Origin of the sequence: uncultured Tateyamaria sp. (genome assembly GCF_947503465.1) — a bacterium.
Classification (GTDB): Bacteria; Pseudomonadota; Alphaproteobacteria; order Rhodobacterales; family Rhodobacteraceae; genus Tateyamaria.
Genome location: NZ_CANNDN010000006.1, coordinates 41,040 through 67,634 on the forward strand (window position 1 = coordinate 41,040; position 26,595 = coordinate 67,634).

At 64.1% G+C, this 26,595-nt stretch carries 24 protein-coding genes; 19 read left to right on the forward strand and 5 right to left on the reverse strand.

The genetic code is table 11. The features are described 5' to 3' along the window. Positions 1 to 18 precede the first annotated feature (18 nt). Both ppsR and Q0844_RS20375 read right to left on the reverse strand, forming a co-directional pair. Positions 19 to 1,437, reverse strand: a complete 1,419-nt coding sequence (gene ppsR / locus Q0844_RS20370) for a transcriptional regulator PpsR (RefSeq protein WP_299048979.1) — start codon at positions 1,435 to 1,437, stop codon at positions 19 to 21. Then, entirely contained in the window at positions 1,434 to 2,216 is a 783-nt protein-coding gene (locus Q0844_RS20375) for a cobalamin B12-binding domain-containing protein (RefSeq protein ID WP_299048981.1), read from the reverse strand. The genes ppsR and Q0844_RS20375 overlap by 4 nt, the downstream gene beginning before the upstream one ends. 307 nt (positions 2,217 to 2,523) lie before the next feature. Between Q0844_RS20375 and bchF the strand changes: the two genes are divergently transcribed. The 17 genes from bchF to Q0844_RS20460 all read left to right on the forward strand — a co-directional run bounded on the left by bchF (position 2,524) and on the right by Q0844_RS20460 (position 21,322). Then, positions 2,524 to 3,024, forward strand: a complete 501-nt coding sequence (gene bchF, locus Q0844_RS20380; RefSeq protein ID WP_299048984.1) for a 2-vinyl bacteriochlorophyllide hydratase — start codon at positions 2,524 to 2,526, stop codon at positions 3,022 to 3,024. Then, on the forward strand, positions 3,021 to 4,304 hold the full coding sequence (locus Q0844_RS20385; protein ID WP_299048987.1) for a ferredoxin:protochlorophyllide reductase (ATP-dependent) subunit N: 1,284 nt from the start codon (positions 3,021 to 3,023) through the stop codon (positions 4,302 to 4,304). Before bchF ends, Q0844_RS20385 begins: the two co-directional genes overlap by 4 nt. A 40-nt stretch (positions 4,305 to 4,344) precedes the next feature. Beyond that, the gene (gene bchB / locus Q0844_RS20390) at positions 4,345 to 5,892 is read left to right on the forward strand and encodes a ferredoxin:protochlorophyllide reductase (ATP-dependent) subunit B (protein ID WP_299048989.1); all 1,548 of its coding nucleotides are present in this window, start codon (positions 4,345 to 4,347) and stop codon (positions 5,890 to 5,892) included. After that, positions 5,882 to 9,439 carry a magnesium chelatase subunit H gene (locus tag Q0844_RS20395; protein WP_299048991.1) on the forward strand — a complete coding sequence of 1,186 codons (3,558 nt, stop codon included), beginning with the start codon at positions 5,882 to 5,884 and terminating at the stop codon, positions 9,437 to 9,439. The genes bchB and Q0844_RS20395 overlap by 11 nt, the downstream gene beginning before the upstream one ends. A 124-nt stretch (positions 9,440 to 9,563) precedes the next feature. Continuing rightward, a complete protein-coding gene (bchL, locus tag Q0844_RS20400; RefSeq protein WP_299048993.1) occupies positions 9,564 to 10,463 on the forward strand; it encodes a ferredoxin:protochlorophyllide reductase (ATP-dependent) iron-sulfur ATP-binding protein in 900 nt (299 codons plus the stop codon). 106 nt (positions 10,464 to 10,569) lie between these two features. After that, the gene (gene bchM / locus Q0844_RS20405) at positions 10,570 to 11,247 is read left to right on the forward strand and encodes a magnesium protoporphyrin IX methyltransferase (RefSeq protein WP_299048996.1); all 678 of its coding nucleotides are present in this window, start codon (positions 10,570 to 10,572) and stop codon (positions 11,245 to 11,247) included. 2 nt (positions 11,248 to 11,249) lie between these two features. Beyond that, entirely contained in the window at positions 11,250 to 12,668 is a 1,419-nt protein-coding gene (locus Q0844_RS20410) for a PucC family protein (protein WP_299049068.1), read from the forward strand. Positions 12,669 to 12,693: 25 nt separating this feature from the next. After that, positions 12,694 to 13,461: a photosynthetic reaction center subunit H gene (gene puhA / locus Q0844_RS20415; RefSeq protein ID WP_299048999.1), complete on the forward strand. Its 768-nt coding sequence runs from the start codon at positions 12,694 to 12,696 to the stop codon at positions 13,459 to 13,461. 102 nt (positions 13,462 to 13,563) lie between these two features. Next, positions 13,564 to 14,196, forward strand: coding sequence for a photosynthetic complex putative assembly protein PuhB (gene puhB / locus Q0844_RS20420; RefSeq protein WP_299049002.1), 633 nt, complete (start codon positions 13,564 to 13,566; stop codon positions 14,194 to 14,196). A gap of 4 nt (positions 14,197 to 14,200) precedes the next feature. After that, positions 14,201 to 14,704 carry a photosynthetic complex assembly protein PuhC gene (gene puhC, locus Q0844_RS20425; RefSeq protein WP_299049005.1) on the forward strand — a complete coding sequence of 168 codons (504 nt, stop codon included), beginning with the start codon at positions 14,201 to 14,203 and terminating at the stop codon, positions 14,702 to 14,704. Then, positions 14,688 to 14,984 (forward strand): hypothetical protein, encoded by a 297-nt coding sequence (locus Q0844_RS20430; RefSeq protein WP_299049008.1) that lies wholly within the window; start codon positions 14,688 to 14,690, stop codon positions 14,982 to 14,984. The genes puhC and Q0844_RS20430 overlap by 17 nt, the downstream gene beginning before the upstream one ends. Continuing rightward, positions 14,981 to 16,093 carry a magnesium-protoporphyrin IX monomethyl ester (oxidative) cyclase gene (acsF, locus tag Q0844_RS20435; protein WP_299049011.1) on the forward strand — a complete coding sequence of 371 codons (1,113 nt, stop codon included), beginning with the start codon at positions 14,981 to 14,983 and terminating at the stop codon, positions 16,091 to 16,093. The genes Q0844_RS20430 and acsF overlap by 4 nt, the downstream gene beginning before the upstream one ends. A 112-nt stretch (positions 16,094 to 16,205) precedes the next feature. Beyond that, entirely contained in the window at positions 16,206 to 17,015 is an 810-nt protein-coding gene (gene puhE / locus Q0844_RS20440) for a putative photosynthetic complex assembly protein PuhE (protein WP_299049014.1), read from the forward strand. Continuing rightward, positions 17,005 to 18,219: a 5-aminolevulinate synthase gene (gene hemA / locus Q0844_RS20445; protein WP_299049017.1), complete on the forward strand. Its 1,215-nt coding sequence runs from the start codon at positions 17,005 to 17,007 to the stop codon at positions 18,217 to 18,219. Before puhE ends, hemA begins: the two co-directional genes overlap by 11 nt. A 111-nt stretch (positions 18,220 to 18,330) precedes the next feature. Further along, entirely contained in the window at positions 18,331 to 18,780 is a 450-nt protein-coding gene (locus Q0844_RS20450) for a cytochrome C (protein WP_299049019.1), read from the forward strand. 177 nt (positions 18,781 to 18,957) lie between these two features. Continuing rightward, complete coding sequence (locus Q0844_RS20455) at positions 18,958 to 20,526, forward strand: glucan biosynthesis protein G (RefSeq protein WP_299049022.1); 1,569 nt, start codon at positions 18,958 to 18,960, stop codon at positions 20,524 to 20,526. 187 nt (positions 20,527 to 20,713) lie between these two features. Then, positions 20,714 to 21,322, forward strand: a complete 609-nt coding sequence (locus Q0844_RS20460) for a LysE family translocator (RefSeq protein ID WP_299049024.1) — start codon at positions 20,714 to 20,716, stop codon at positions 21,320 to 21,322. A gap of 232 nt (positions 21,323 to 21,554) precedes the next feature. On the opposite strand, the gene Q0844_RS20465 is transcribed toward Q0844_RS20460, so the two are convergent. From Q0844_RS20465 to Q0844_RS20475, 3 genes are all read right to left on the reverse strand, one after another. Continuing rightward, positions 21,555 to 22,037: a TspO/MBR family protein gene (locus Q0844_RS20465; RefSeq protein ID WP_299049026.1), complete on the reverse strand. Its 483-nt coding sequence runs from the start codon at positions 22,035 to 22,037 to the stop codon at positions 21,555 to 21,557. 5 nt (positions 22,038 to 22,042) lie between these two features. Further along, positions 22,043 to 23,077, reverse strand: a complete 1,035-nt coding sequence (crtB, locus tag Q0844_RS20470) for a 15-cis-phytoene synthase (protein WP_299049029.1) — start codon at positions 23,075 to 23,077, stop codon at positions 22,043 to 22,045. Positions 23,078 to 23,200: 123 nt separating this feature from the next. Then, on the reverse strand, positions 23,201 to 24,727 hold the full coding sequence (locus Q0844_RS20475; RefSeq protein ID WP_299049030.1) for a phytoene desaturase: 1,527 nt from the start codon (positions 24,725 to 24,727) through the stop codon (positions 23,201 to 23,203). Positions 24,728 to 24,825: 98 nt separating this feature from the next. Here Q0844_RS20475 and crtA point away from each other — a divergent pair, with 98 nt between their 5' ends. After that, on the forward strand, positions 24,826 to 25,545 hold the full coding sequence (gene crtA, locus Q0844_RS20480) for a spheroidene monooxygenase (RefSeq protein ID WP_299049032.1): 720 nt from the start codon (positions 24,826 to 24,828) through the stop codon (positions 25,543 to 25,545). Then, on the forward strand, positions 25,542 to 26,549 hold the full coding sequence (gene bchI, locus Q0844_RS20485; protein WP_299049035.1) for a magnesium chelatase ATPase subunit I: 1,008 nt from the start codon (positions 25,542 to 25,544) through the stop codon (positions 26,547 to 26,549). Before crtA ends, bchI begins: the two co-directional genes overlap by 4 nt. Positions 26,550 to 26,595: the final 46 nt, after the last annotated feature.

Here is a 26,595-nt window from a genome sequence, read left to right on the forward strand (position 1 = left end):
GCAAGGTTGACAGTTGCGCTAGCCGTCCTTGCTGAGCAGCCCGTATTTGCGCAGCTTCACATAAAGCGACTGGCGCGACAGGCCCAGCATCTCGGCCGCGGCGACGCGGTTGTTGCGGGTCAGGTTCACGGCTGTTTCGATGCACATCTTCTCGACCACATCGGTGGTTTCTGCCACGATCTCCTTCAGCGACGCCGATCCCACCAGGTCCATCACGTTGCGGCCGGGTTCGGGCATGCTGGACGATCCGCCGCCTTCGGGCTTGCGCACCGCATCCAGACGACTGACATCGCGGATGATCAGGGCGACAGCGGGGTTTTCGGCATCCTCAAGGGCGGTGGCCGACACCTCGACCGGAACGCGCGCACCCAGATCGTTGACAAGACGGGTGGCATAGACGCGCATCTGCCCCGACCGGGCCGCGTTCTCAAGCAGGACACCAAGGTCGATCTGACCCCGCGACAGATACTCGGCCAGCGACTGGCCCACGACATCCGACAGATGGGCGGCCCCCACCAGATCCAGGAAGGCATCGTTGACGGACAATGTGGTGCCGCGCGGATCCATGAAGACAATGGCATCCGTGGTGCCACGGAACAAAGAGGCGGCGTGACGGGCGGCACTGTCGGGCGCCTGAACCACGGCCTCGCCGGCCAAACGGCACATCAACACCCGCTGCCCCGACGCACGGAACAGCACGGGATACAGATCAACAGCCTGCCGGGTGCGCGAGGTGCGCACGGCCACGGGGGTGCCATCATCGGTCAACGTGGCATTCATCAGGCTTTCGGTCAGCTCGGCACCGGACCTGTCGGAAAACAGGCTGGCAAACGTGGCACCCATCAACGCCTCGGGCTTCAGGCCCAGAACGGCGGCGGCCTGCGCATTGGCATCCTCGATCCGTCCGGTCTGCACGGATACGAACACCACGGCATCGTCCACATTGGACATGACAACGCGGTACCGGGCGTCAAATTCGCGCCGGGCCTCGTACCCCTGTTCCAGGGCAATCTGCGCCTGAACCAGCTGCTGCTGGGTTTCGGCAATGGGGCGCAAATCGCGGCCCAACAGCAAAACGGCGTTTTCCTGGCCAAAGCGGTGGAAGGTATAGCGCACGGGATACTGCCAGACGGCATTGTCGGAATGGTTCAGCTCCAGCGGCTTGCGCGGCGGCTGACCGGACATATAGGCATCGTGGGCGTGCTGGAACTTCTCGATACTCTCGTCAGTCAGGAAATCGATGACCGAGCGGCCCTCCCAATGGCTGAGATTGCCAAAGCTGTCATCCTGCCTGTTCAGCAACACGGACAGGATCGTGCCCTCTGCCGAGACGACCAACGCAATGTCGGACGCCGCCGCAATGATGCTGCTCAGGAATTCCGGCTCGATGAGCGGGACAGAGCCACTTGTCCAGAAATTGCTGCCATCTGTTGTCATCTACGGCCCAATGCCTTTTTGCGCTTCGTCACGAAGCCGACAACATCCTTAGCCGTATTGGTCACCAGATCGACGCCTGTTTGGTCTCTTGTTGTTTCGGCAATCACCGCGCATGGGCCCCCCAAGGCCAGAACAGGCGGTACATCACCAAGTTGTCTGATCTTTTTAACGCTTCTACGTATGGTTTCAAGGGCACTGGCGCGCGCGCACGAGAACAGGACCATGTCCGGGCGGTCATATTCAACCCGACCAAGAAGATGCGCGCTGCTCTCGTTGATGGAAATGCCGACATCACAGCCCAGGCGCCGCAACTGGGCTGCCACCACGCTGGCCCCCAGGAAATGCTGCTCGGCCTCGGGGACGACAACAAGGGCATGCGGCGTGTCGCTGTGATCCGTGTGGACCCGCGTCAGGCCATGGGCAGCCTCGCCCAGCAGCGCCTGCAGGCGCATGGCACCGACGGTCACGGATGCGAAATCCAGATCGGATGTCATCCACATGTCGCCCAGATGTTCGGCGGCCTTGGGAATATACAGATCAATCAGCGCATCATGGGTCAGCCGGTAGGCGCTCATCTCTTCAAGAACGAGGGCCGCGTCGAAATCCACGCGCGTCGTGACGACACGCACCAGATAGTCGACGGCAATCTGCCGCGCACCCGACGGGCCCACGACCTGCCGGTCCTTCAGGATGGAAATGACCTCACTCGCCAGAGCAGCATGCTCATCAAAGCGCCCTGACGGGCGACGGGTCGTGCCATATGGGTCGTCCTGCGTCATGGATTACCTCGATCCGTGCAAACGCATTGAACAACTCTGGCGCGTCAGAGTCGTGGAAGTTGACAAAGTGTCTGCCTGACAGCGCACTATGTCAACCGGATTTGACAGTATTTATGGACCATATCGCAAGTCTGACGGGTAAAAATCCAAAAAAACCGCGCAAAACTTACAATTTGGCCAATGCCGGCTGTCTGAACACCGCGACGACAGGCAAAACAGATGACAGGCAAAGTGTAAGTTCTAATTGACACTTTTCCATCCCACCCGATACGCTGAACCCAAGACGCAAAGGGAGAGGCGCACCCAAATGTCCACCCGGACACCCCGGCATGACACGGCACTCGGGCTTTACACGCCCGAAGAACGCGCGCGGCGCGACGCAACGATCTGGACCCCGGTTCAGGGCGTGCTTGCGCCGTTGCAATTCGTGGTCTTCCTGGTCTCTCTCGCGCTGGTGGTCCGCTACCTCGCGACAGGTGACGGATACGCGGCGGCCACATGGTCCATCGTGGCCAAGACCGGCGTTCTTTACGTCATCATGATCACCGGGGCGATCTGGGAAAAAGTCGTTTTTGGTCAATACCTTCTGGCGCCCGCCTTTTTCTGGGAAGATGTCTTTTCCTTCCTCGTGATCGGACTGCACACCGCCTATCTCTGGGCCCTGTTTTCCGGCGCGCTCGACCCCGTTCCGCTGATGTGGCTCGCGCTCGCGGCCTACGCGGCCTACGTCATCAACGCGGTCCAGTTCGTGCTCAAACTCCGGGCCGCCAGATTGCAGGCCGCCACCCCGCAGGAGGCCCCGGCATGACCGAACTTCCCCGCCTTCCAGCCTCCGGCGGCTGCCGGGAAACACCGATTCTCAAACAGCGCGGTCAACGCGAGGTGTTCTGCGGCCTCACCGGAATCATCTGGCTGCACCGCAAGATGCAGGACGCGTTCTTCCTCGTCATCGGCTCGCGCACCTGCGCGCACCTGCTGCAATCGGCGGCGGGCGTCATGATCTTCGCCGAACCCCGCTTCGGCACCGCCATTCTGGAAGAAACGGACCTGGCCGGTCTGGCCGACGCCCAGGACGAGCTGGACAAGGTGGTCAGCGAATTGCTGGCCCGCCGCCCCGACATCAAGCAACTGTTCCTCGTGGGCTCCTGCCCGTCTGAGGTGATCAAGCTGGATCTGGCCAAGGCGGCCGAGCGGATGACGCAGACGCACGCGCCGCACGTGCGCGTCCTGAATTTCTCCGGCTCGGGCATCGAAACCACGTTCACCCAAGGCGAAGACGCTTGCCTCGCCTCCATGGTCCCGGTCCTGCCCGAAACGACAGACCGCCAGCTTCTGCTCGTCGGTGCCCTGCCCGATGTGGTCGAGGAACAGGCGATCGGCCTTCTGGAAGCCATGGGCATCGGCCCGATCAAGGTACTGCCCGCCCCCCGCGCCACTGATGACCTCGGGGTCGGCGAAAACACTGTCTACGCCCTGACACAACCCTTCCTCGGTGACACCCACGACGCGCTCACGCGCCGCGGCGCACGGCACCTGCGCGCCCCCTTCCCCTTCGGCGAAGAGGGCACAACCGCATGGCTCGCCGCCATCGCAACCGAATTTGGCGTCTCGCCCGACCTGTTCGAACAGGTGACGGCGGCCCCCCGCGCCCGCGCCCGCAAGGCCATCGCGCAGGCGGCCGAGGCGCTGAACGGCAAATCCGTCTTCTTCTTCCCCGACAGCCAGCTGGAAATCCCGCTGGCCCGCTTCCTGACCCGCGAATGCGGCATGGACGCCATCGAAGTGGGCGCACCCTTCATCCACAAGGGCATCGTCGGCCCCGACCTCGACATGCTGGCCGAGGGTCCCACCCTCTCCGAAGGGCAGGATGTCGATCTGCAGCTTGACCGCGCCAAGGCCGCCAAGCCCGACCTCACCGTCTGTGGCCTCGGCCTCGCCAACCCGCTCGAGGCCGAAGGGCTGGCCACCAAATGGGCCATCGAACTCGTGTTCACCCCGGTCCACTTCTACGAACAGGCCGGCGACCTCGCGGGCCTCTTCTCCCGCCCCATCCGCCGCGCGGGCCTTCTGAAGCTGGAGGCCTCCTGATGTTTCATTGTTCCAAAAATATGCAAAAGGACGGTCGCCCGTGAAGCTCACCGTCTGGACATATGAGGGCCCTCCCCATGTCGGCGCCATGCGCGTCGCAACCGGCATGACGGACCTGCATTACGTCCTGCACGCCCCGCAGGGCGACACATATGCGGACCTCCTGTTCACGATGATCGAACGGCGCGACCACCGCCCGCCCGTCACCTACACCACATTCCAGGCCCGCGATCTTGGCGCCGACACCGCCAACCTGTTCAAGACGGCGGCGCAGGACGCTTATGACCGGTTCAAGCCGCAGGCGATCATCGTCGGCGCATCCTGCACCGCCGAATTGATCCAGGACGATCCCGGCGGCATGGCCGAAACGATGGGCCTGCCGGTGCCCGTCATTCCGCTTGAGTTGCCCAGCTATCAGCGCAAGGAAAATTTCGGCGCCGACGAGACGTTCTTCCAGATCGTCAAAACACTGGCCCGCCCGATGGCGCGGACCAAACAGATCACCGCCAACCTGATCGGCCCCACGGCACTGGGTTTCCGTCACCGCGACGACATTCAAGAGGTGACCGCGCTGCTCTCCGATATGGGCATCAGCGTGAATGTCGTGGCCCCGATGACATCGTCGCCCGCCGACATCGCCCGCATGGGGGCCGCGCATTTCAACGTGCTCATGTATCCCGAAACCGCCGAAAGTGCCGCGCGCTGGATGGAACGGGAGCTTGACCAACCCTACACCAGGACCGTGCCCATCGGCGTTGGTGCCACCCGCGACTTCATCAACGAAGTCGCCGAGATCACGGGCAAGGACGCCTATCTCGACACCTCCCGCCTCCGCCTGCCCTGGTACTCCAGATCCGTCGACAGCACGTACCTCACGGGCAAGCGCGTCTTCCTCTTCGGCGACGGCACCCATGTGCTGGCCGCCGCGCGGATTGCCCGGGACGAGATGGGGTTCGAGGTGGTCGGCATGGGCTGCTACAACCGCGAAATGGCCCGGCCCGTCCGCGCCAGGGCGCGCGAGATCGGCATCGAGGCCACGATCACCGACGACTATCTGGAAGTGGAACGGGTGATCGAGGCGCTGCAACCCGAGATGATCCTCGGCACGCAGATGGAACGCCATATCGGCAAGCGCCTGGGCATCCCCTGCGCCGTCATCTCTGCGCCCGTGCACGTCCAGGATTTCCCGGCCCGCTACTCGCCCCAGATGGGGATCGAAGGCGCGAATGTGATCTTCGACACATGGGTCCACCCGCTGGTGATGGGGCTGGAAGAGCACCTTCTGCACATGTTCCGCGAGGATTTTGAATTCCACGATGCCGCCGGGCCGTCACATCACGGTGGGCATGCGCCCCTGGCTGACGCTGGGGGGCCAGCCCCCCAGACCCCCCGGGATATTTCCGGCCAAGAGAATGTGCAGGGTGTGGGTGTGATCTGGCTGCCAGCTGCAGAGAAGGAGTTGAAAAAGATCCCCTTCTTCGTGCGCGGCAAGGCCCGTCGCAATACCGAAACCTTCGCCACCGAGCGTGGCGTGGCCGAAATTTCCGTCGATACACTCTATGAGGCAAAGGCCCATTATGCGCGATGACATCGGCATAAACGGGCGCCTGCCCGGCTACCGCGTGGTCATCATCACGCTGGACAGCCATGCCGCGGGCCCGGCGCGCCGGGCAATGGATACCCTCGCCGCAGACTACCCCGGCCTTGATCTGCAGATCCACGCCGCCGCCGAATGGGGCGAATCCGAAGCCGCGTTCGAAGCCGCCAAGGAGGCGGTGATGCACGGCGATATCATCATCTCGAATCTTCTGTTCCTCGAGGAACACGTGGCCCGCATCCTGCCCGCGCTCAAGGCCCGCCGAGACCACTGCGATGCCATGGTCGGCATCATAGCCGACGCCGAAGTGGTCAAGCTGACCCGCATGGGCACGCTTGACATGCAGGCACCGCCCAGCACCATGGGCAAGCTGATGAAACGTCTGCGCGGCTCGTCCAAGCCCAAGACCGAGGACGGCGCAAAGAAGATGGCGATGCTGCGCCGCCTGCCCAAGATCCTCAAGTTCATTCCCGGCAAGGCGCAGGACCTGCGCGCCTGGTTCCTGGTTATGCAGTATTGGCTGGGCGGGTCGGACGACAATGTCCGGGCGATGATCCAGTTCCTGTTGAACCGCTATGCGACCTCTGCCGACTGGGCGGACCGGCCCGAAGCGGCGCTGCCCGTCGACTACCCCGACACCGGCCTCTATCACCCCGATCTGCCCGCCCGCATCACCACGGATGCCGCCGACATCCCCGGACCTGACGGGGCCGAGATGACCGTGGGCATCGTCATGTTGCGGTCCTACGTGCTGGCCGGCGACACCGCGCATTATGATGGCGTCATCCGCGCGTTCGAGGTGCGCGGCATGCGCGTCCTGCCCGCCTTTGCCGGGGGGCTTGATGCGCGCCCCGCCATTGACGCCTATTTCAAGGGGCACGTGGACGCGCTTGTGTCGCTGACCGGGTTCTCGCTTGTCGGCGGTCCCGCCTACAACGACAACGTGGGCGCCATTGACGTGCTGGCCGATCTGGATGTGCCCTATCTCGCGGCCCATGCGCTGGAATTCCAGACGCTGGGACAGTGGGCGGCCAGTTCCGGCGGCCTGGGCCCGATCGAAACCACCATGCTGGTCGCCCTGCCCGAACTGGATGGCGCCACCTGCCCCACCGTCTTTGGCGGACGGCTTGGCCCCGAGGGGTGCAACGGGTGCAATCACAGCTGTCAGGCGGGTGAGCCCAAGGCGATGGTGCCGTGCGCCGAACGCATCGACAGCCTGGCGGAAAAGGCCCTGCGCCTTGGACGCCTGCGCCGGAAGGAGAACGCGGACAAGAAAGTGGCCGTGGTCCTTTTCGGCTTCCCACCCAATGCCGGGGCCGTGGGCACCGCCGCGTACCTGTCTGTTTTCGAGAGCCTGTTCAACACGTTGAAGGCGATGCATTCCCGCGGCTATCGCGTTGACCTGCCCGACAGCGTGGACGCCCTGCGCGCCCAGGTGCTGCAAGGCAATGCCGCGCAATATGGTCAAGAGGCCAACGTCGCCGCCCATGTGGATGCCGACACCATCGTGCGCACCACGCCACCGCTCGCCGCCATCGAAGCCGTCTGGGGCCCTGCCCCCGGGCGCATCCAGTCCGACGGGCGGGGTGTCTTCGTGCTGGGCAAGAAACTGGGCAACATCTTCATCGGTGTCCAGCCCGCCTTTGGCTACGAGGGCGACCCGATGCGTCTGCTCTTTGAAAAGGGGTTCGCGCCGACGCACGCGTTCACCACCTTCTACCTGTGGCTGCGCAACACCTACCAGGCCGACGCGGTGCTGCATTTCGGCATGCATGGCGCGCTGGAATTCATGCCCGGCAAGCAGGCGGGCCTTGGCGCGCAGGACTGGCCCGACCGGCTGATCGGCGAGATGCCCAACATCTACCTTTACGCCGCCAACAACCCGTCCGAAGCATCGCTGGCCAAGCGCCGCTCGGGTGCCGTGACGATCACGCACCTGACACCGCCGCTGGCGACCGCTGGTCTCTACAAGGGGTTGGCGGAGTTGAAGGACTCGCTGTGCCGCTGGCGCGAAATGCAGGGTGATGACCCGGCGCGGCCCGAATTGGAGGCGCTGATTTCGGAACAGGCCGACGCCGTCGACATGGGCGGCACACCGGCCGACGCGCTGTGGCTGAAGCTGCTGGAAACCGAAGACGCGCTGATCCCCGACGGGCTGCACATCGTTGGCCAACCGCTTAGCGATGCGGCGCGCGAGGAATACCTGAACCTGATGCCCCACGCGGACGATGACGCGCGGGCACGGGTCGATGCGCTGCTGCAAAACGAAACCGAACTCGGGGCGCTGATGAATGCCCTCGACGCGCGCTACATTCGGCCCGTACCGGGCGGCGACTTGATCCGATCGACCGACATCCTGCCCACGGGCCGCAACATCCACGCATTCGACCCGTTCCGCATGCCCACGGCCTTTGCCTGCCGCGACGGGATGAAACAGGCGCAGCTGCTGCTTGAAACACACCCCACCCTGCCCCGGTCCATCGCGCTGGTGCTGTGGGGATCGGACAATATCAAATCCGATGGCGGGCCGATTGCGCAGGCGTTGGCGCTGATGGGCTGCACGCCGCGTTTTGACAGCTTTGGCCGTCTTGCCGGGGCCGACCTGATCCCACTTGACGACCTTGGCCGCCCGCGCATCGACGTGATCATGACCCTGTCGGGTATCTTCCGTGACCTGCTGCCGCTGCAAACCCGCATGCTGGCCGAAGCCGCGCTGAAATGTGCCCAAGCGGACGAGCCGCTGGAGCAAAACTATATCCGCGCCCACGCGCTGGCCTATGCAGAGGCGCAGGGCGTGGACCTTGCCACCGCAGCGCTGCGCGTCTTCTCGAACGCCGAAGGGGCCTATGGGTCGAACGTGAACCAGCTGGTCGACAGTTCCGCCTTCGGGGACGAGGACGAATTGGCCGACGCTTATGAGACACGCAAGAGCTTTGCCTATGGCGTCGATGGCAAATCCGCCGCCAACCCCGCGCTGCTGCAAAAGGCGCTGGCGGATGTGGAAGTCGCCTATCAGAACCTCGAATCCGTCGAACTGGGCGTCACCACCGTCGACCACTATTTCGACACGCTGGGCGGCATTGCGCGCGCCGTGAAACGGGCCCGGGGGTCGGACGCCGCCGTCTATATCGGCGACCAGACGCGCGGCAACGCCAAGGTGCGGACGCTCAAGGATCAGGTGGCGCTGGAAACCCGCAGCCGCGCACTGAACCCCAAATTCTTCGAGGGGCTGTTGAAACACGGGGCCGAAGGTGTGCGCCAGATCGAGGCGCATGTGACCAATACCGTCGGCTGGTCCGCCACCACCGGTCAGGTCGATGCTTGGGTCTACCAGCGCATCTCGGAAACCTTTGTGCTGGACGAAGAGATGCGCAAGCGCATTGCCGATCTGAACCCAACCGCATCAAGCCGTATGGCCAACCGCCTGCTGGAAGCGTCCGAGCGCGAGTATTGGGCACCGGACGCCGAAACGCTGGCCGCGTTGCAGGATGCGGCCGATGCGCTTGAGGACAAGCTCGAAGGGATCGCAGCCGAATGATCCCGCAGTCACATATCAACCGTCGGAGCCTCCCCTTACGGCGGCATAGCCGCCTATCGGGCGAGGGGCATGCATATTTTTGGAACAATGAAGAGGCTGGTGCCTTTTCGGAAAGGAGGGGCGCATGAGCCCACTCGACAGAAATCCACCCGTTTTGCGCGGTCAGGACGGCGAAGGATCGGTGCAGGTGCATCAGGATGCCGACGCCAAGATCGAAGGGGCCAAGGTGTTCTCGGTCTACGGCAAGGGCGGGATCGGCAAGTCGACCACCTCGTCGAACCTGTCAGCGGCCTTTTCCAATCTGGGCAAGCGCGTGCTGCAGATCGGGTGCGACCCGAAACATGACAGCACGTTCACCCTGACCGGCCATCTGCAACCCACCGTCATCGACATCCTCAAAGAGGTCGATTTCCACCCCGAAGAACTGCGCCCCGAGGATTTCGTGTCCGAAGGCTACAACGGCGTGAAATGTGTCGAGGCTGGCGGACCGCCTGCGGGCACGGGCTGTGGCGGCTATGTGGTCGGCCAGACCGTGAAGCTGCTGAAACAGCACCACCTGCTGGAAGAAACCGACGTCGTAATCTTTGACGTGCTGGGCGATGTGGTCTGCGGTGGCTTTGCAGCACCCTTGCAACACGCCGACCGCGCGCTGATTGTCACGGCCAATGATTTCGACAGCATCTATGCCATGAACCGCATCATCGCGGCGGTGCAGGCCAAGTCGAAGAACTACAAGGTGCGCCTTGCGGGCTGCGTCGCCAACCGGTCGAAGGACACGAACGAGGTGGATCGCTATTGCGACACCGTCGGCTTCAACCGCATCGCGCATATGCCCGATGTGGACGCCATTCGCCGCTCGCGCCTGAAGAAAAAGACCCTGTTCGAGATGGACGACGAGGAAGACATCGTGCGCTGCCGCGCCGAGTATATCCGCCTGGCCGAAACCCTCTGGAACGGGACCGAGGGGCTGGCCCCCGCCCCCATGGAAGACCGCGATATCTTCGAGTTGCTCGGATTTGATTGATGAAAACCGCGACGCAATACTGCACCGGGTGCCGCTCTCATTGCTCTTGCAAGCAAGAGCAACTGCCGCGCACTGCCCACTTTTTGCAGGAGTGCAGAAAGTGACGATGTATGACCAAACCCGCGCCCGGGTCGAAACCTATTTCGACCGCACGGCGACCAAGACATGGGAGCGTCTGACATCAGACGCGCCGGTGTCGCGCATTCGGGAAACTGTGCGCGCGGGGCGGGACCGGATGCGCGACCTGATGCTGAGCCGACTGCCCGACGACCTGCGCGGGGCACGGATCCTCGACGCGGGCTGCGGCCCCGGCATGGCGACCATCGAACTTGCCAAACGTGGCGCGACGGTTGTGGCCGCCGATATCTCGCCGCAACTGATCGACATCGCGCAACTGCGCCTGCCCCATGACCTGCAAAGCCGCGTGATCTTCCACGCGGGCGACATGCTCGACCCGAAACTGGGCCGCTTTGACGCCGTGATCGCGATGGACAGCCTGATCTATTACACCGCCCCCGACATCGGCGACGCCCTCGCCACACTCGAACCGCGCGTCAGCGGGCCCATCATCTTTACCGTGGCCCCCCGCACGCCCGCCCTCATGGCGATGTGGTACGCAGGAAAAGCGTTCCCCCGCTCTGACCGCTCCCCCGTCATGATCCCGCACGCGCATCCGAAACTGGCCAAGGCCGCCAAGGCCGCAGGCGTCCGCCGGATGCTGCGCCCGGTGAACCGCATCACCAGCGGTTTCTACATTTCCGAAGCGATGGAGCTGCGCCCGTGAGCATGCTCAAGCATCTCTCGCTCAAGGCTTTGCCCTTTGCAGATGCAGCGTCGCCTGACCTGCCGATGGGCCAGCTTCTGCGCCTGTCGCTGTTCCAGGTGTCGGTCGGCATGGCCTCGGTCATGCTTCTCGGCACGCTCAACCGCGTGATGATCGTGGAACTGTCGGTCCCCGCCATGATCGTTGCAATCATGATCGCGCTCCCGGTGCTGTCGGCCCCGTTCCGCGCGCTTCTGGGCTTTCGGTCCGACACCTACCGCTCTGCCATCGGGTGGAAGCGCATCCCCTATATCTGGTTCGGCGCGCTGTGGCAGTTCGGCGGGCTCGCCATCATGCCCTTTGCCCTGCTGGTCCTGTCGGGCGATACGGTGATCAAGGTGCCCTTCGCGGGCGAGGTCCTTGCCGCGCTCGCCTTCCTGATGACAGGGCTTGGCATCCACATGACACAGACGGCGGGCCTCGCACTTGCCAGCGACCGGGCCACGGACGAAACGCGGCCCCGCGTCGTCGCGATGCTCTACGTCATGTTCCTAGTCGGCATGGGCATCTCGGCCCTGGTCATCGGCGGTATCCTCAGCAATTACAGCAGCTTGACGCTGATCCGCGTGGTGCAGGGATCGGCCGTCGTGGGTGCCGTCCTCACCTTCATCGCGCTCTGGAAACAGGAAAGCGTGAACCCGATGAGCCGCGCAGAACGCGAGGCCCCCCGCCCCCTCTTCCGCGACGCCTGGAACGACTACGCCGCAGGCGGTCAGGCCGGGCGGCTGCTGGCCTGCGTCTTTGTCGGCACCATGGCGTTCAACATGCAGGACGTGCTGCTGGAACCCTATGGCGGCGAAATCCTTGGCCTGTCGGTGTCGGCCACCACGATCCTCACCGCCCTCTGGGCCGCAGGGGCGCTGACCGGGTTCCTGTGGGCCGGTCGCCGCCTCGCCGCCGGGTCGAACTCCTATCGCCTCGCGGGCGGGGGTATCCTGGCCGGGATCTGGGCCTTCAGCCTCGTCATTTTCGCAGCCCCGATGCAGGCCAATATCCTGTTCTATGCCGGGGCCACGCTGATCGGTTTTGGCGGCGGGCTCTTTGCCGTCTCGACGCTGACCGCTGCCATGGCGATGCCCGCCAAGGGGGTCGCCGGGCGCGGTCTGGCCCTTGGGGCCTGGGGCGCGGCACAGGCCACGGCGGCGGGCGTTGCCATCGCCCTTGGCGGCACGCTGCGCGACTGGATCCACAGCATCGCCATGACCGGCGCGTGGGGCGACGGGCTTGTCACCCCCACCACCGGCTATTCCTTCGTCTATCACATCGAGATTGGCCTGCTTTTCGTCACTCTCATCATCCTGGGACCGCTTGTGCGCACTTCGGCTCCTCTTACCGAACGGAAGGACGCGGCGCCGCTGGGCCTCGCGGATTTCCCCACATGACCGCCCGTTGGAAAGGACATCTGTCATGACCGCAACATTCTTTGGCGAATTCGACCTGGCGTCGCTGACGCTCTGGTTGTTCTACATCTTCTTCTTCGGGCTGATCATCTGGATCCAGCGCGAAAACATGCGCGAGGGTTATCCGCTCGAGGATGACGAGGGCAACGCCTCCTCGAACCCGTCGCTGTGGCCGCTGCCCGCGGACAAGACGTTCAAGCTGCCCCATGGGCGGGGCGAGGTCACAGTGCCCTCGGGCCAGACACCGGAACGCGCAGACATCCCGATGAAACGGACCGGGCCCGGCAATGGCTACCCGCTGGAACCCACCGGTGATCCGATGCTGGACGGCGTTGGCCCGGCCTCGTGGGCACCGCGCCGCGATGTGCCGGAACTCGACGGGCATGGTCACCCCAAGATCATTCCGATGTCCGCCAATGAAAGCTTTCGCTTTGCCACGGGCCGTGACCCGCGCGGCCTGCCCCTGATGTCTGGCGACGGCGAGGTCGTGGGCATGGTCACCGACATGTGGATCGATGAACCGGAACAGCTGGTGCGCTACCTCGAATACACGCTGGACGCCAAATGGGGCACGGGCAACCGCCTGGTGCCGCTGACGCTGGCCCGGATCAAATCCGACCGGGTCGTGGTGCGCACGCTTTATGGCAAACACTTTGCCACCGTGCCGCAGCATGCAAGCGCAACACAGGTCACCATGCTCGAAGAAGAGAAGATCAGCGGCTATTACGGCGGCGGTGTTCTCTACACGGGCACACGGCAAGAGCCCAAGCTCTGATGGCATGTGCACGCGCCATATCCCGGCAAAGCTCCGGAGCGATCCGGAGGGTGGCGCGTGCACGTCCAGATACACCACATCAACCACAAGGGAACGTGCGCCATGTCCCATGACGACTTCGAAGTGGAGCCCATCGAGGGTCTCCCGGAACGCCCACCGACGGGCGAACAGATCCTGTGGCAAGGCAGGCCCGACACCCTCGCCCTTGCCCGCGAGGCGCTGAACCTCAACTGGGTCATCGGCTATTTCGCGCTGCTGGCCGCGTGGCGGTTCATCTCGGTCGTCGACCTGATGCCCATCGGCCAGGCCATCGGCGCAACGGTGCCCTTCCTGCTGCTGGGCGCGGTGGTGTGCGCCCTGCTCTATGTCGTCGCCCTGATCCAGGCGCGGTCGACCATGTACACCATCACCTCGTCGCGCATCGCCATGCGCATCGGGGCGGCGCTGACGCTCACCATCAACCTGCCCTACCGCGAACTGGGCAACGCGGCCCTTGATCTGCGCAAGAACGGCACCGGCACCATCGCGCTCGACACCACGGGCAAGACGAAAATCAGCTATCTCGTGCTCTGGCCCCACGCCCGGCCCTGGCGCTTTGGCAACACGCAACCGGCCCTGCGCTGCATCGCGGACGCCGAAAACGTGGCCCGCATCCTCGCCGACGCGGCCGAGGCGCGGATCACCACGCCGCAAGTGACCCGCGTTGTCCCGAACGACGCCGTGGCGGCGGAGTAGGCCCATGTCCGACGCCACAACCCCCCGCATCCGCGCCAAGGAGGACGAACTGGTCCCCCGCGTGCTGATCCGCGCGGTCCTTGCCCTGCTGCTGATCGTGCTGTCGCTGGTCACCATCGCCACACTCACGGACCGCCCCCTCGAAAGCACACCGGCAGCGACACCCATCATCGCCGAACGCGCGATCTACCTCGCGGGCAATGCCTCGGGCGCGGCACTGGTGCTGGACGCCAACGGCGCGGTGCTGGCCGATTTCCCCGCGGACAAGGGCGGCTTTGTCGCCGGTATCGAACGGGTCATCGCCCGCGAACGCGCCAAATCCGGCGCCGACGCCACAGCCCCCGTCCTGCTCAGGCTGCGCGAGGGCAACCGCCTTTCCCTCTACGACCCCACCACCGACTGGAGCGCCGAGTTGATGGGCTTTGGCGCCGACAATCTCCGCACCTTCGCCAGGTTGCTGGAGCCACCCCAATCCCAAGGAGGAAGCCACCATGGGACTACTGACTAAGGACATCGAACGTGCCCCCTGCACGGTCGAAATCAGCCACAAGTTCGAAAGCCTGCACGCGCATGTGCGGTTCAACAACGGCGCTGTCGTCTATCCGGGCGACGAAGTGCAGGTACAAGGGCCCGAAATCATGGCCCCCTTCGGTGAAATCGTCACCGAAGACCGCGAGGCCGTGATCGTGCGCGCCTCCGCCCTCGAACGCCTCTGGACCCGCCTCACCGGCGATTTCGAAGTCATGGAACTCTGCGAATTCTCCTTCTCCGAAGAGGTGACGCTATGAATATCCAGAACACCGACAAACACACCGCCGACGCCACATCCGTCGAAGAGGGTCTGGCCATCGCCCAGGCCCAGGACGAACAGTTCACGTCCGAATTCGCCACCGAAACGGCGATGCAGAACACCCTGCTCACCCCGCGCTTCTACACCACCGATTTCGACGAACTCGATGCCATCGACGTCACATCGGTCCGCGACGATTGGGACAAGCTGATCGCGCAGATGGAAGCGGACCCGAACAAGGGCCATTTCAAGAAAAACGAAGACTGGGATCACGTCGATTGGGACGGGATGGAGCCGGAACTGAAAAAGGAATTCATCGACTTCCTGATCTCCTCCTGCACCGCTGAGTTCTCGGGCTGCGTCCTCTACAAGGAAATGAAACGCCGCGGGGCCAACAAGGACATCACGCAACTCTTCCAGCTCATGGCCCGGGACGAGGCACGCCACGCGGGCTTCATCAACGACGCCCTGCGCGAGGCCGGGCTGCGCGTGAACCTCGGCTTCCTGACGCAGAAGAAGAAATACACCTACTTCCGGCCCAAATTCATCTACTACGCCACCTACCTCTCCGAGAAAATCGGCTACGCCCGCTACATCACCATCTTCCGGCACCTGCAGGCGCATCCCGAACACCGCTTCCACCCGATCTTCAAGTGGTTCGAGGAATGGTGCAATGACGAGTTCAGCCATGGCGAGGCCTTCGCCCTGCTGATGAAGACCGACCCGAAACTGACCTCCGGCCTGAACGTGCTGTGGATCAAGTTCTTCCTGACGGCGGTCTACGGCACGATGTATGTGCGCGACCACCAGCGGCCCGCCTTTCACAAGGCCCTAGGCGTCGACCCCGACTGGTACGCGCACGAGGTGTTCACCAAGACATCGAAACTTTCGGAACAGATCTTCCCGATCACGCTCGACATCGACCACCCCCGCTGGCAGCGCGGCCTGGAACGGCTGCAACAGGCCAATGCCGACATGGCGCAGGCGACAGGCCTGAAGAAACTCGGCGCGCAAGTCCGCGCGGCGGCGGCCTTCGTGTCGCTCTACACGATCCCGGCCAAGAAACACGTGGTGCCACAAAGCACCCGGCTGGAGCCCGCGTATTGAACCACGCCATCCGGCATAACGCCCCTGCGGCTTCATTGTTCTCCCAATATGCCGGGGGAACGCCGCAGGCGTGGGGGCAGCGCCCCCGGCGACACGTCCGGGGGGCACACACATGACCCCCTGGATCGCCGCTTTCATCGCGCTCTTCATCTGGTGGTTCTCCACCGGCACGATCCTGATGGCCGTAAAATACGCCGACCGCGCCGGCGAACGGGCACGGCGCACCACGACCATCGCGGCCCTGCCCCTGATGGGCCTCGGCGCCTACGGCACCTGGTGGTCCATGACCCAGACCGACATCTTCGGCACCTATGTGGCGTTCCTGTCGGCACTGGCCCTCTGGGGCTGGATCGAACTGGCGTTCCTCACCGGCATCATCACCGGCCCCAACCGCATGAAACTGCCCACCCACGTCCCCGAATGGGAACGGTTCATCCGCGCCTGGGGCACGGTGGCCTATCACGAGATGCTGCTGACGGGCACGCTCATCGTCCTCGCGCTCGCCCTCTGGTACGCGCCCAACCCGTTCGCCTTCTACACCTTCGCGGTGCTGTTCTTCGCCCGCATCTCGGCCAAGCTGAACCTGTTCTTCGGCGTCCCCCGCATCCATGTGGAATTTTTGCCGCAAGCACTGGCACATCTGCCCAGCCACTTCCGCACGGCGGGCATGAACTGGCTCTTCCCCATTTCGGTCACGGCGCTCACCTTCGCCGCGGCCTGCTGGCTCGAACGGCTCTATGCCGCCGACACGATGGGGGCTGTCACGGGTTTTGCCCTGCTCACCGCCCTCACGGCCCTCGCGGCCCTCGAACACTGGGTGATGGTCCTTCCCATCCCCGACGAACGGCTCTGGCGCTGGATGCTGCCTGCGCCCAAACCCACCAAGAACACGACACCACAAGGGGGACATCATGGACTTTGATGTATTGTTCCAAAGCCAAATCGACGCACTGAAGGACGAGGGGAATTACCGCATCTTCGCCGAACTTGAACGCAAGGCCGGCGCCTTCCCGCGCGCCAAGTGCCACGACGCGGACGCCCCCGACGAGGTGACAGTGTGGTGTTCCAACGATTATCTGGGCATGGGCCAGCACGACAGCGTCATCAAGGCCATGAAGGACGCGGTTGAACTTTACGGCGCGGGCGCGGGGGGCACGCGCAACATTTCGGGCACCAACCACGCCCACAAGCAGCTCGAGGCGGAACTGGCCGACCTGCACGGCAAGGAAAGCGCGCTGCTGTTCACCTCCGGCTACGTCTCCAACTGGGCCGCGCTCTCGACACTGGGCAGCCGCCTGCCCGACGCGGTGATCCTCTCGGACGAACTGAACCACGCCAGCATGATCGAAGGCATCCGCCATTCCCGCGCGTCCAAGGTGATCTGGAAACACAACGATCCCGAAGACCTCGACCGCAAGCTGGCCGCCCTGCCCGCCAACGCGCCCAAGATCGTGGCCTTCGAATCCGTCTACTCCATGGACGGCGACATCGCCCCGATCGCCGAAATCCTCGACGTCTGCGAAAAACATGGCGCGATGAGCTATATCGACGAGGTGCACGCCGTGGGCATGTACGGCCCGCGCGGCGGCGGCGTGGCCGAACGCGAGGGGCTGATGGACCGCATCACCCTGATCGAAGGCACGCTTGGCAAGGCCTACGGCGTCGTCGGCGGCTACATCACCGGGTCCGAGGCGCTGTGCGACTTCATCCGCTCGTTCTCAAGCGGGTTCATCTTCACCACCGCCCTGCCCCCGGCCATTGCCGCTGCGGCCCGCACCTCGATCCGGCACCTCAAGCAGTCGGACCAGGAACGCATCCTGCAACGCCAGCGCGTCGCCTACCTGCGCAAGCGGCTGGACCAGGAAGGCATCCCGCATATCGACAACCCCAGCCACATCATCCCGGTGATGATCAAGGACCCGGTGAAATGCCGGATGCTGTCGGATTACCTGATGCAGCAATACGGAATCTACGTGCAACCCATCAATTACCCGACCGTTCCCAAGGGCACGGAACGGCTGCGGTTCACCCCCGGACCGCTGCACAGCACCGATGATATCGAACACCTGGTCATGGCGCTCAAAGACCTGTGGAAACAATGCGCTATTGCGCATGCGGTCGCCTGACGGGGAAATCGACAGACATTTCCCGCTGAAATTCGGATCAAGTCAAAGTTACTGTTGACTTGATCACGAACCCGCTACGTTCATTGGCAAGAACTTTGGAAGGAGACACACATGTTCCGCACCCTCGCCATCGCAGCCACAACCGCCACGCTGGCCGTGCCCGCATTCGCCGACGGCCATGCCGCCTCCGGTGACGCCGAAGCAGGCGAAGCCGCATTCCGCCAGTGCATCTCGTGCCACGTCGTGGTCGACGACGCAGGCGAAACGCTCGCAGGCCGCGCCGCCAAGACCGGCCCGAACCTCTATGGGATCATCGGCGGCAAATTCGGCATGGTCGAAGACTTCCGCTATTCCGACATCAACCAGCTGGCCGCCAGCATGGAAGACCTGATCGTGACTGAAGAGGTGTTTGTACCCTACGTTCAGGACCCCACCGGCTACCTGCGCGAGGCAACGGGCGACAACGGCCGCTCCAAGATGACCTACAAGGTGCGCAAGGAAGAAGATGCGATCAACATCTACGCCTACCTTGCCTCGCTGCAAGGCGACGGCGAAAGCTAAGCACGCCACGCAGTCACACATGTCAGGGCCGTCGGATCTTCCGGCGGCCTTTTGCGTTGCCGGCAGAATGCCGCTGATGTGAAAGACACGCCCGCAAAAGTGACGGCAAGGGGCTGGACGCCCCCGCACGGGCCGCGCATCTCTGATGGCATGCCCAGACAGCAAGAAGGACCCGCCATGGCCCGCCTCGCCCCCCTGACGCGCCGCAGCGCCCTCGCCACGCTTCTGGCCGGTGTCGCCCTGCCACGGATCGCGCTGGCACAGGACACAGGACAGCCCTTTTCCTTCGACTGGCTCAAGGCGCGCATGCAGGCCCGCGCGGCCCAGCCCGACACGCCCCCCGCCCCGCTCGACACCTTCCTGCAAAACCTCACCTATGACGACTACCGCAACATCTACTTCCGGCCAGAGGCGGCGCGCTGGTCGGACACCCCCCTGCCCTTCCACGTGTCCTCCTTCCACCCGGGCTGGCTCTTCAACGCACCGGTGCAGATCCACGAGGTGACGGACGGCACCGCCCGCCCGCTCACCTTCACCACGGATGATTTCGAATACCGCAACGATGTCGGCACCCGCGTGCCCGATCACGCCGACCTGTCGGGCATCGCGGGCCTCAAGCTGACCTACCCGCTGAACGAGGCCACGAAGTTCGACGAGGTCGTGACGTTCCTCGGGGCCAGCTACTTCCGGGCGCTGGGGCGCGGCAACGCCTACGGCCTCTCGGCCCGCGGCCTCGCCATCAATACGTGGCGCGACGGACCCGAGGAATTCCCCCGCTTCTCCGAATTCTGGCTCGAAAAACCCCGCGCCACCGACACGTCCCTCACGCTCTACGCGGCCCTCGACAGCGCGTCCGTCACCGGGGCCTACAGGATCACCATCACCCCCGGCGACGACACCACCATGGATGTCGAGGCGACGCTCTTCTTTCGCGATAGCGTCCCGCAACTGGGCCTCGGCCCGCTCACCTCGATGTTCTACTTCGCCGAACACTCGACGCGAAAATTCGACGACTTCCGCCGCCAGGTCCACGACAGCGAAGCGCTCAAGATCGTCCGCAGGAACGGCGACGTCCTGTTGCGCCCGCTGAACAATCCGCCGCGCGTCTCGTCATCCTATTTCAACGAACCCGACATGGCCCAGTTCGGCCTGATCCAGCGCGACCGCAGCTACGAGGACTACCAGGACGCGGGCGCCCGCTACCACGACCGCCCGTCGGTGATGATCGAACCGCTGAACGACTGGGGGCCCGGCACCGTGCGGCTGGTCGAAATCCCGGCCGACCTGGAAATCGACGACAACATCGTCGCCTTCTGGGTGCCCGAACGCGCCCCCGGGGCCGGTGAAAGCCGCACCTACGCCTGGCGCATGCACTGGGGCGACCTGCCCCCCTCGGGTGGGCTCGCCTGGGTCCAGGGCACCCTTGCAGGCATCGGCGGCCCCTCGGGCGTGCCGCTCGAAAACCCCAACCTGCGCAAGTTCGTGGTGGATTTCGAAGGCGGCGCACTCGGCATGATGGACGAAGACGCAAACGTCACGCCCATCGTCACCCATTCGGCGGGCGAGATCGCCGGCATGGTCCTGCACAAGGTCCGGGACGCCGCCAAACCCACCTGGCGGCTCTTCATCGACATCGACGGCGGGGACGCGGACCTGATCGAACTCACCGCCCATGTCGCGGACGAGACACAAAAACTCTCCGAAACCTGGCTCTTCCAATGGCTGCGCGACGACGCCCCGACCTGAAGCCAACCGTAGGGTGGGCAATCTGCCCACCATTCCCCCCTTAGGCCGCGCATGCACTGCGCACCATCATGGGGCAACGATCAAAGAACGAATGTCCATTTCGAACCCAGACCTACCAAATCGGGATCGGTCTCGCAGATGCAGAAAGGCATGCTACCATTCGGCCTATGGATAAGGAGACAAAGCTTTGCAGTTCGAATTGGTTATGGCGTTCACATTGATTTTTTTGGTGGACTCAATTTCGCCAGGTCCTGCGTCGGCGGCAGTTGTAGCTAAGGGGGCTACTACTGGACTGCGACGTACCCTGCCTTTCATCTGCGGCCTTGTTCTTGGCGATCTGGTATTGTTCGCCCTCGCTGTCGCGGGCCTTGCTGCCCTGGCGGCAGCGATGGGACCCTTCTTTGCTGTCATCAAATGGGTCGGTATCGCCTATCTTCTCTATCTTGCTTACAAGATGTGGACTGCGAAACCCGTGAAGATGTGCACTGCTGCACCACAGGGCGAGGGTTTGAAGCTTTTTGGCCTCGGGATTTTGCTTCCGCTCGGAAACCCAAAGGCTATTGGGTTCTACATCGCCTTGCTTCCTGCGGTGATGAACGTATCGGCCATCACTCTGGTCGCTGCGTTTCAGCTTAGCCTGATCATCATCGGAGTTTGGGCGCTCGTGCTGATTGCCTATGCAGCAGCCGCTGACCGCGCCAGCCGCATGATCTCGACACCACGCGCACAGCTTTGGTTGAACCGTAGTTCTGCGGGGGCAATGATCGGCGCAGCGGGAACAATCGCTGCCAGATAGGGATGTCGGCTACGTCCCGCAAACCCGCCACCCATCGCCGGTCCAGCACAAGCCCGTGGGCTGGTGTCACACCAAACAATCGGCCGCACTTTATGGCAGCCAAACACATCCCACAGAACTTCCGTTCGGCACAGCACCCGAAACACCAGCCCGCCGGAACGGGCCCCCTGTTGGACCGGCGCCTTCGGCGTGAGTCCGGTCCCGTCAACGAACCGAAAAACGCGCAGGAAAATCACTCCGCCGCCACAGACCCCTTCGCCGCCTCACCCGGGTTCAACCGCCAGACCTCGGCATTCAGCGCCGCCGCAATCGTCACCCAGACCAGATACGGCACAAACAGCATCCCGGCGAGCGTATCCACCTGCCACAGCGCCAGCAGCGCGCTCAGCACCGTGACCCACAACACGCCAATGATCGCCATGCCCAGCCGGATATTGCGCAGCCCGAAAAACACCGGCGTCCACAGCCCGTTGAACGCGATCTGCATGGCCCAGAACGCCATGGCAATGCCGTTGTCCCCGGCCATCGCCGCGCGCGCCCCCGCAACGGCCATGCAGACGTAAAGAACCATCCATGTCACGGGGAACACCCAGTCGGGCGGCGTCCAGGCGGGCTTTGACAGCGACCGGTACCAGGGACCCGGCGGGAACAGCCCGCCGGTCACGCCTGCGCCAAGGCAGGCGGCGAAGAAAACGCAGAATAAAAGCCAGAACATGCCAGTCAGGTAGCCCGGACTCGCCCCCCGATCAAGCTTGCACGGTCGGCCTGGCGTTTTGCCTCCAGTGCGGCCAGCGCCTCGAACAGGCTGTCGCTGCGGCTGGGCCGCGCGCCCTTGGCCGCCGCATCCACAAGGAATTGCACCTCCGGCAACGGCTTGGCGTACAGTACGGCGGATTGCGGCATCACCATGCTGGTCCCGCTCAGGGCAACCGATTGCGCCAGCCATCCCAGCTTTTGCGCCTTGGACGTCCGCGCCCGGGCCGAGATGCTGTCATACCCCATCCCCGTCAGCCGCCCGCCGATCCCCGCATAGATGTAGCGCGCCGCGTAGATGCCGGGACGGCACCCGCGCGGCAGCGCCGCAATGCCCGCCTCGGAGCGGTAGTAGAGCCGGTTCGCCTCCATCACCAGGCGCTTGACCATACCCCGCACCGCCTTGGTCGGGCGCGGATCGGCAAAGAACGTCTCGGGCGTCATGTCGGCCTCTGCCAGCCATTCGGTGGGCAGGTACAGGCGGCCCTCCAGCGCGTCCTCGCCCACGTCGCGGGCAATGTTCGTCAACTGCATCGCCACGCCCAGATCGCAGGCCCGCGCCAGCGCATCGCCGTCACGCACCCCCATCAACACGCACATCATCGCGCCCACGGCAGACGCCACGCGGGCCGAGTAGTCCTTGACCCCGCCCAGCGTCGCATAGGTCCGCGCCTCCGCATCCCAGGCCAGCCCCTCCAACAGGGCATCGGGCAAGGCGCGCGGCATGTCGAACTGTTCCACCACCGCGGCAAAGGCCCGGTCAGGCGCCGCATCCTTGGGTGTCCCGGCATAGACAAGGTCCAACCGGTCCCGCAGGCGCAACACCGCCTCGACCTTCTCGGCCTTCAGATCCACCTCGTCATCGGCAAGGCGGCAAAACGCATACAGCGCCAGCGCCGGATCGCGCACCCGCCGGGGCAACAGCTTCGACGCCGCATGAAACGACAGCGACCCATGGCGAATGGCCTCCGTGCAGGCCTCAAGATCGCGTGGATCAATCATCGCATCCCCCGCCCGTCCTGCCACCGCATCGCCCGTAGGGTGTGCGCTCTGCGCGCACCAAACGTCATGACACCGCTCATATCACCGCATCCCCCGTAGGGTGGGCAATATGCCCACCACCCGTCATGTCACCGCATCCGGCACAAGCTGACCCAGCACCTCGGCCGTGGAAATCACACCGGGCACACCGGCGCCCGGATGCGTCCCCGCGCCCACCAGATACAGGCCCTCCGCCTCTTCACTCACATTGTGCGGACGGAACCAGGCCGATTGCAAAATCCGCGGCTCGATGGAAAAGCCGGAGCCATTGGGCGACAGATACCGATCGCGGAAGGTCTCGGGCGTGAACACCTGTTCGGTGCTGATTTTCGACCCTAACCCAGGCAAAAGCTGGTCCTCCAGCACCGCCAGCATCTTGGCCTTGTAGGCGTCGGCCTCCACCTGCCAGTCGACACCGCCATGCCCCAGATGGGGCACGGGGCTCAGGACATAGAAGGTGTCATCCCCCTCGGGTGCAACGGACGGGTCCGTCACGGACGGGCGATGGACATAGAGGCTCATGTCGTCGGCCAGCTTGCCCTTCATGAAGATGTCGTGCAGCAACCCGGTATAGCGCGGCGCGTTCAGAATGGTGTGATGGCCCACATCGGCCCAGTCCCCACGGGTGCCCTTCGTCCCGAAATACCAGACAAACAGGCTCATGGAATAGCGTGTGCGCTTCAGCTTGGCAGGGGTCCACCGCTTCTTCGGGGCATGACGCATCAGCCGGTCATAGGTATGGCCCGCATCGGCATTGGACACGACAACATCCGCGCCCAGTTCCAGCCCGGTCTCCAGACGGACGCCGCGCACACGGGGGCCCTCCACCACGATCTCGTCCACGACGGTGTCCATCAACAACGTGCCGCCCTGATCCTCGATGATATCGGCCATCTTGCGCGCCATCCCGGCCAGACCGCCCATGGCGTAATGCACGCCGAATTCCTTCTCCAGATAGCTGACCAGAATATACATGCTGGTCACATGGGTCGGGTCGCCCCCGATAAAGAGGGGGTGAAAGGAAAACGCCATGCGCAGCTTGTCATTGCGAAACCGCCGCGCCGCGTGGGCATAAACGGACCGGTCCGCGCGCAACATCCCGAAGGTGGGCAACACCTTTATCAAGTCCCAAAGCTGATGCATGGACCGGCGGCCCAGATCCTCAAAGCCGAACCAGTACCGCTTGGCCGAATCCTCCAGAAACTTGTCAAAGCCCGCGACATCGCGCGGCTCGATCCTGGCAACCTCTGCGCGCATCGCATCCGTGTCATGCTGGGCCACAAACCTGGTGCCGTCCGGCCAGCGGATTTCATAGAACGGGTCCAGGGACCGCAAATCCACGTCCTCCTCGAACGACCGCCCACAGGCGGCCCACAACTCACGATACAGCTGCGGCACGGTCACGATGGTCGGACCCAGATCAAAGCGATGCCCGTCCTGCCAAATGGCCGATCCACGGCCGCCCGGCACATCCAGCTTGTCAATCACGGTGACCTTGTAGCCCTTGGCGCCCAGACGCATGGCAGCCGCCAATCCACCCAGCCCCGCACCAATCACAATGGCGCGGTTCCCGGTGCGGGTCTCCGATTCGATGGGATCAAGGCGTGTCATCTGTGCAAAACAATACGAGTGTCTAGTTTAGTTGACAATTTCTTTTCTGTCGCACAGGCTAATCAGGTGCCGTGTGGCACGCTGCCAGTGCGAAAAAGATGAGCCAAACCACCACCATATCCTTCTTCCGCTTCCCGCGGTGGCGCGACCGGGCATGGGCGCTCGGCATGATGGGCGGCGCGCGGCTGTCCATGGCGCGCATCCCCGATCTGGGGTTCTGGAAGCTGTGTGGCTCAGGCACGGGCGAAGGGTTCACACCGGTGCCCAACACGGCGGTCTATGCGATCCTCTGCACATGGCCCGACCCCGAAACGGCCCGCGCACGGATCGACACCACCCGCATCTTCCAACGCTACCGCGCCCGCGCGGCCGAAGATTGGACGGTGTTCCTGTCCCCCACATCATCGCGCGGGGCATGGAGCGGGCAAACCCCCTTTTCCCCCGTATCAGAGCCTGCATCCGATCCGCATGATCAACCCTTGGCCGCCCTCACCCGCGCCACGATCAAACCCGGCATCCTGACCAAGTTCTGGGGCCGCGTGCCCGACATCTCGGCCATGATCGGCAGCGACCCCAATGTCCTGTTCAAGATCGGCATCGGAGAGGTGCCGATGCTGCACCAGGTCACATTCTCCATCTGGCCGGGGGCACGGGAAATGGCCCAATTCGCCCGCACAAACGGCCCCCATGCCGACGCCATCCGCGCCGTGCGCGCAGGTGCGTGGTTCCGCGAAGAACTCTACGCCCGCTTCACCATCCTTGGCGACAGCGGCACATGGGGCGGCACCAGCCCGCTCGAAGGATTACGACTGAAATGACCAAGACGCCCTTTCCCTTCTCCGCCATCGTGGGCCAGGAGGACATGAAACAAGCGATGATCCTCACCGCAGTTGATCCCGGCATCGGCGGTGTTCTGGTCTTTGGCGACCGGGGCACCGGCAAATCTACCGCGGTGCGCGCGCTGGCGGCGCTCCTGCCCCCGATCACGGCTGTCACAGGCTGCCCGATCAACGCGGAATCCCATGACCAATGCCCCGGATGGGCCAATGTAGAGACGAAAAAGACCCGAAAAATCCCCACCCCCGTCATCGACCTGCCGCTGGGCGCCACCGAGGACCGCGTTGTGGGCGCCTTGGACATCGAACGCGCCCTCACCCGCGGCGAAAAGGCGTTCGAACCGGGCCTGCTGGCCCGCGCCAATCGCGGCTACCTCTATATTGACGAGGTCAACCTGCTCGAAGACCACATTGTCGACCTCCTGCTCGACGTGGCCCAATCCGGCGAAAACGTGGTCGAACGCGAGGGGCTCAGCATCCGCCACCCCGCCCGCTTCGTGCTGGTGGGCAGTGGCAACCCCGAAGAGGGCGAATTGCGCCCCCAACTCCTCGACCGGTTCGGCCTGTCGGTCGAAGTGCGCAGCCCGAACGACGTGGCCCAGCGGATCGAGGTCATCAAGCGGCGCGACGCGTTCGAGTCCGATTTCGACGCGTTCATGGCCCATTACACCAAGGAAGACGCCAAGATCCGGCGCAAGATCCTTGCCGCGCGCAAGCTTCTGCCCCAGATCGAAACGCCGGACGCCATCCTGCACGACTGCGCGGAACTCTGCATCGCGTTGGGCAGCGACGGCCTGCGCGGCGAATTGACCTTGCTCCGCGGCGCCCGCGCGCTGGCCGCCTTTGACCGCAAAAAGGTGCTCACCCGCGACCACCTCAAACGCATCGCCCCCATCGCCCTGTCCCACCGCCTGCGCCGCGACCCTCTGGACGAGGCCGGCAGCACCACCCGCGTCACCCGCACGGTCGACGCCGTGCTGGCATGATCGCCGCCATGGTGCGCACACATGCCCACCCCATCCCACTCCTCCC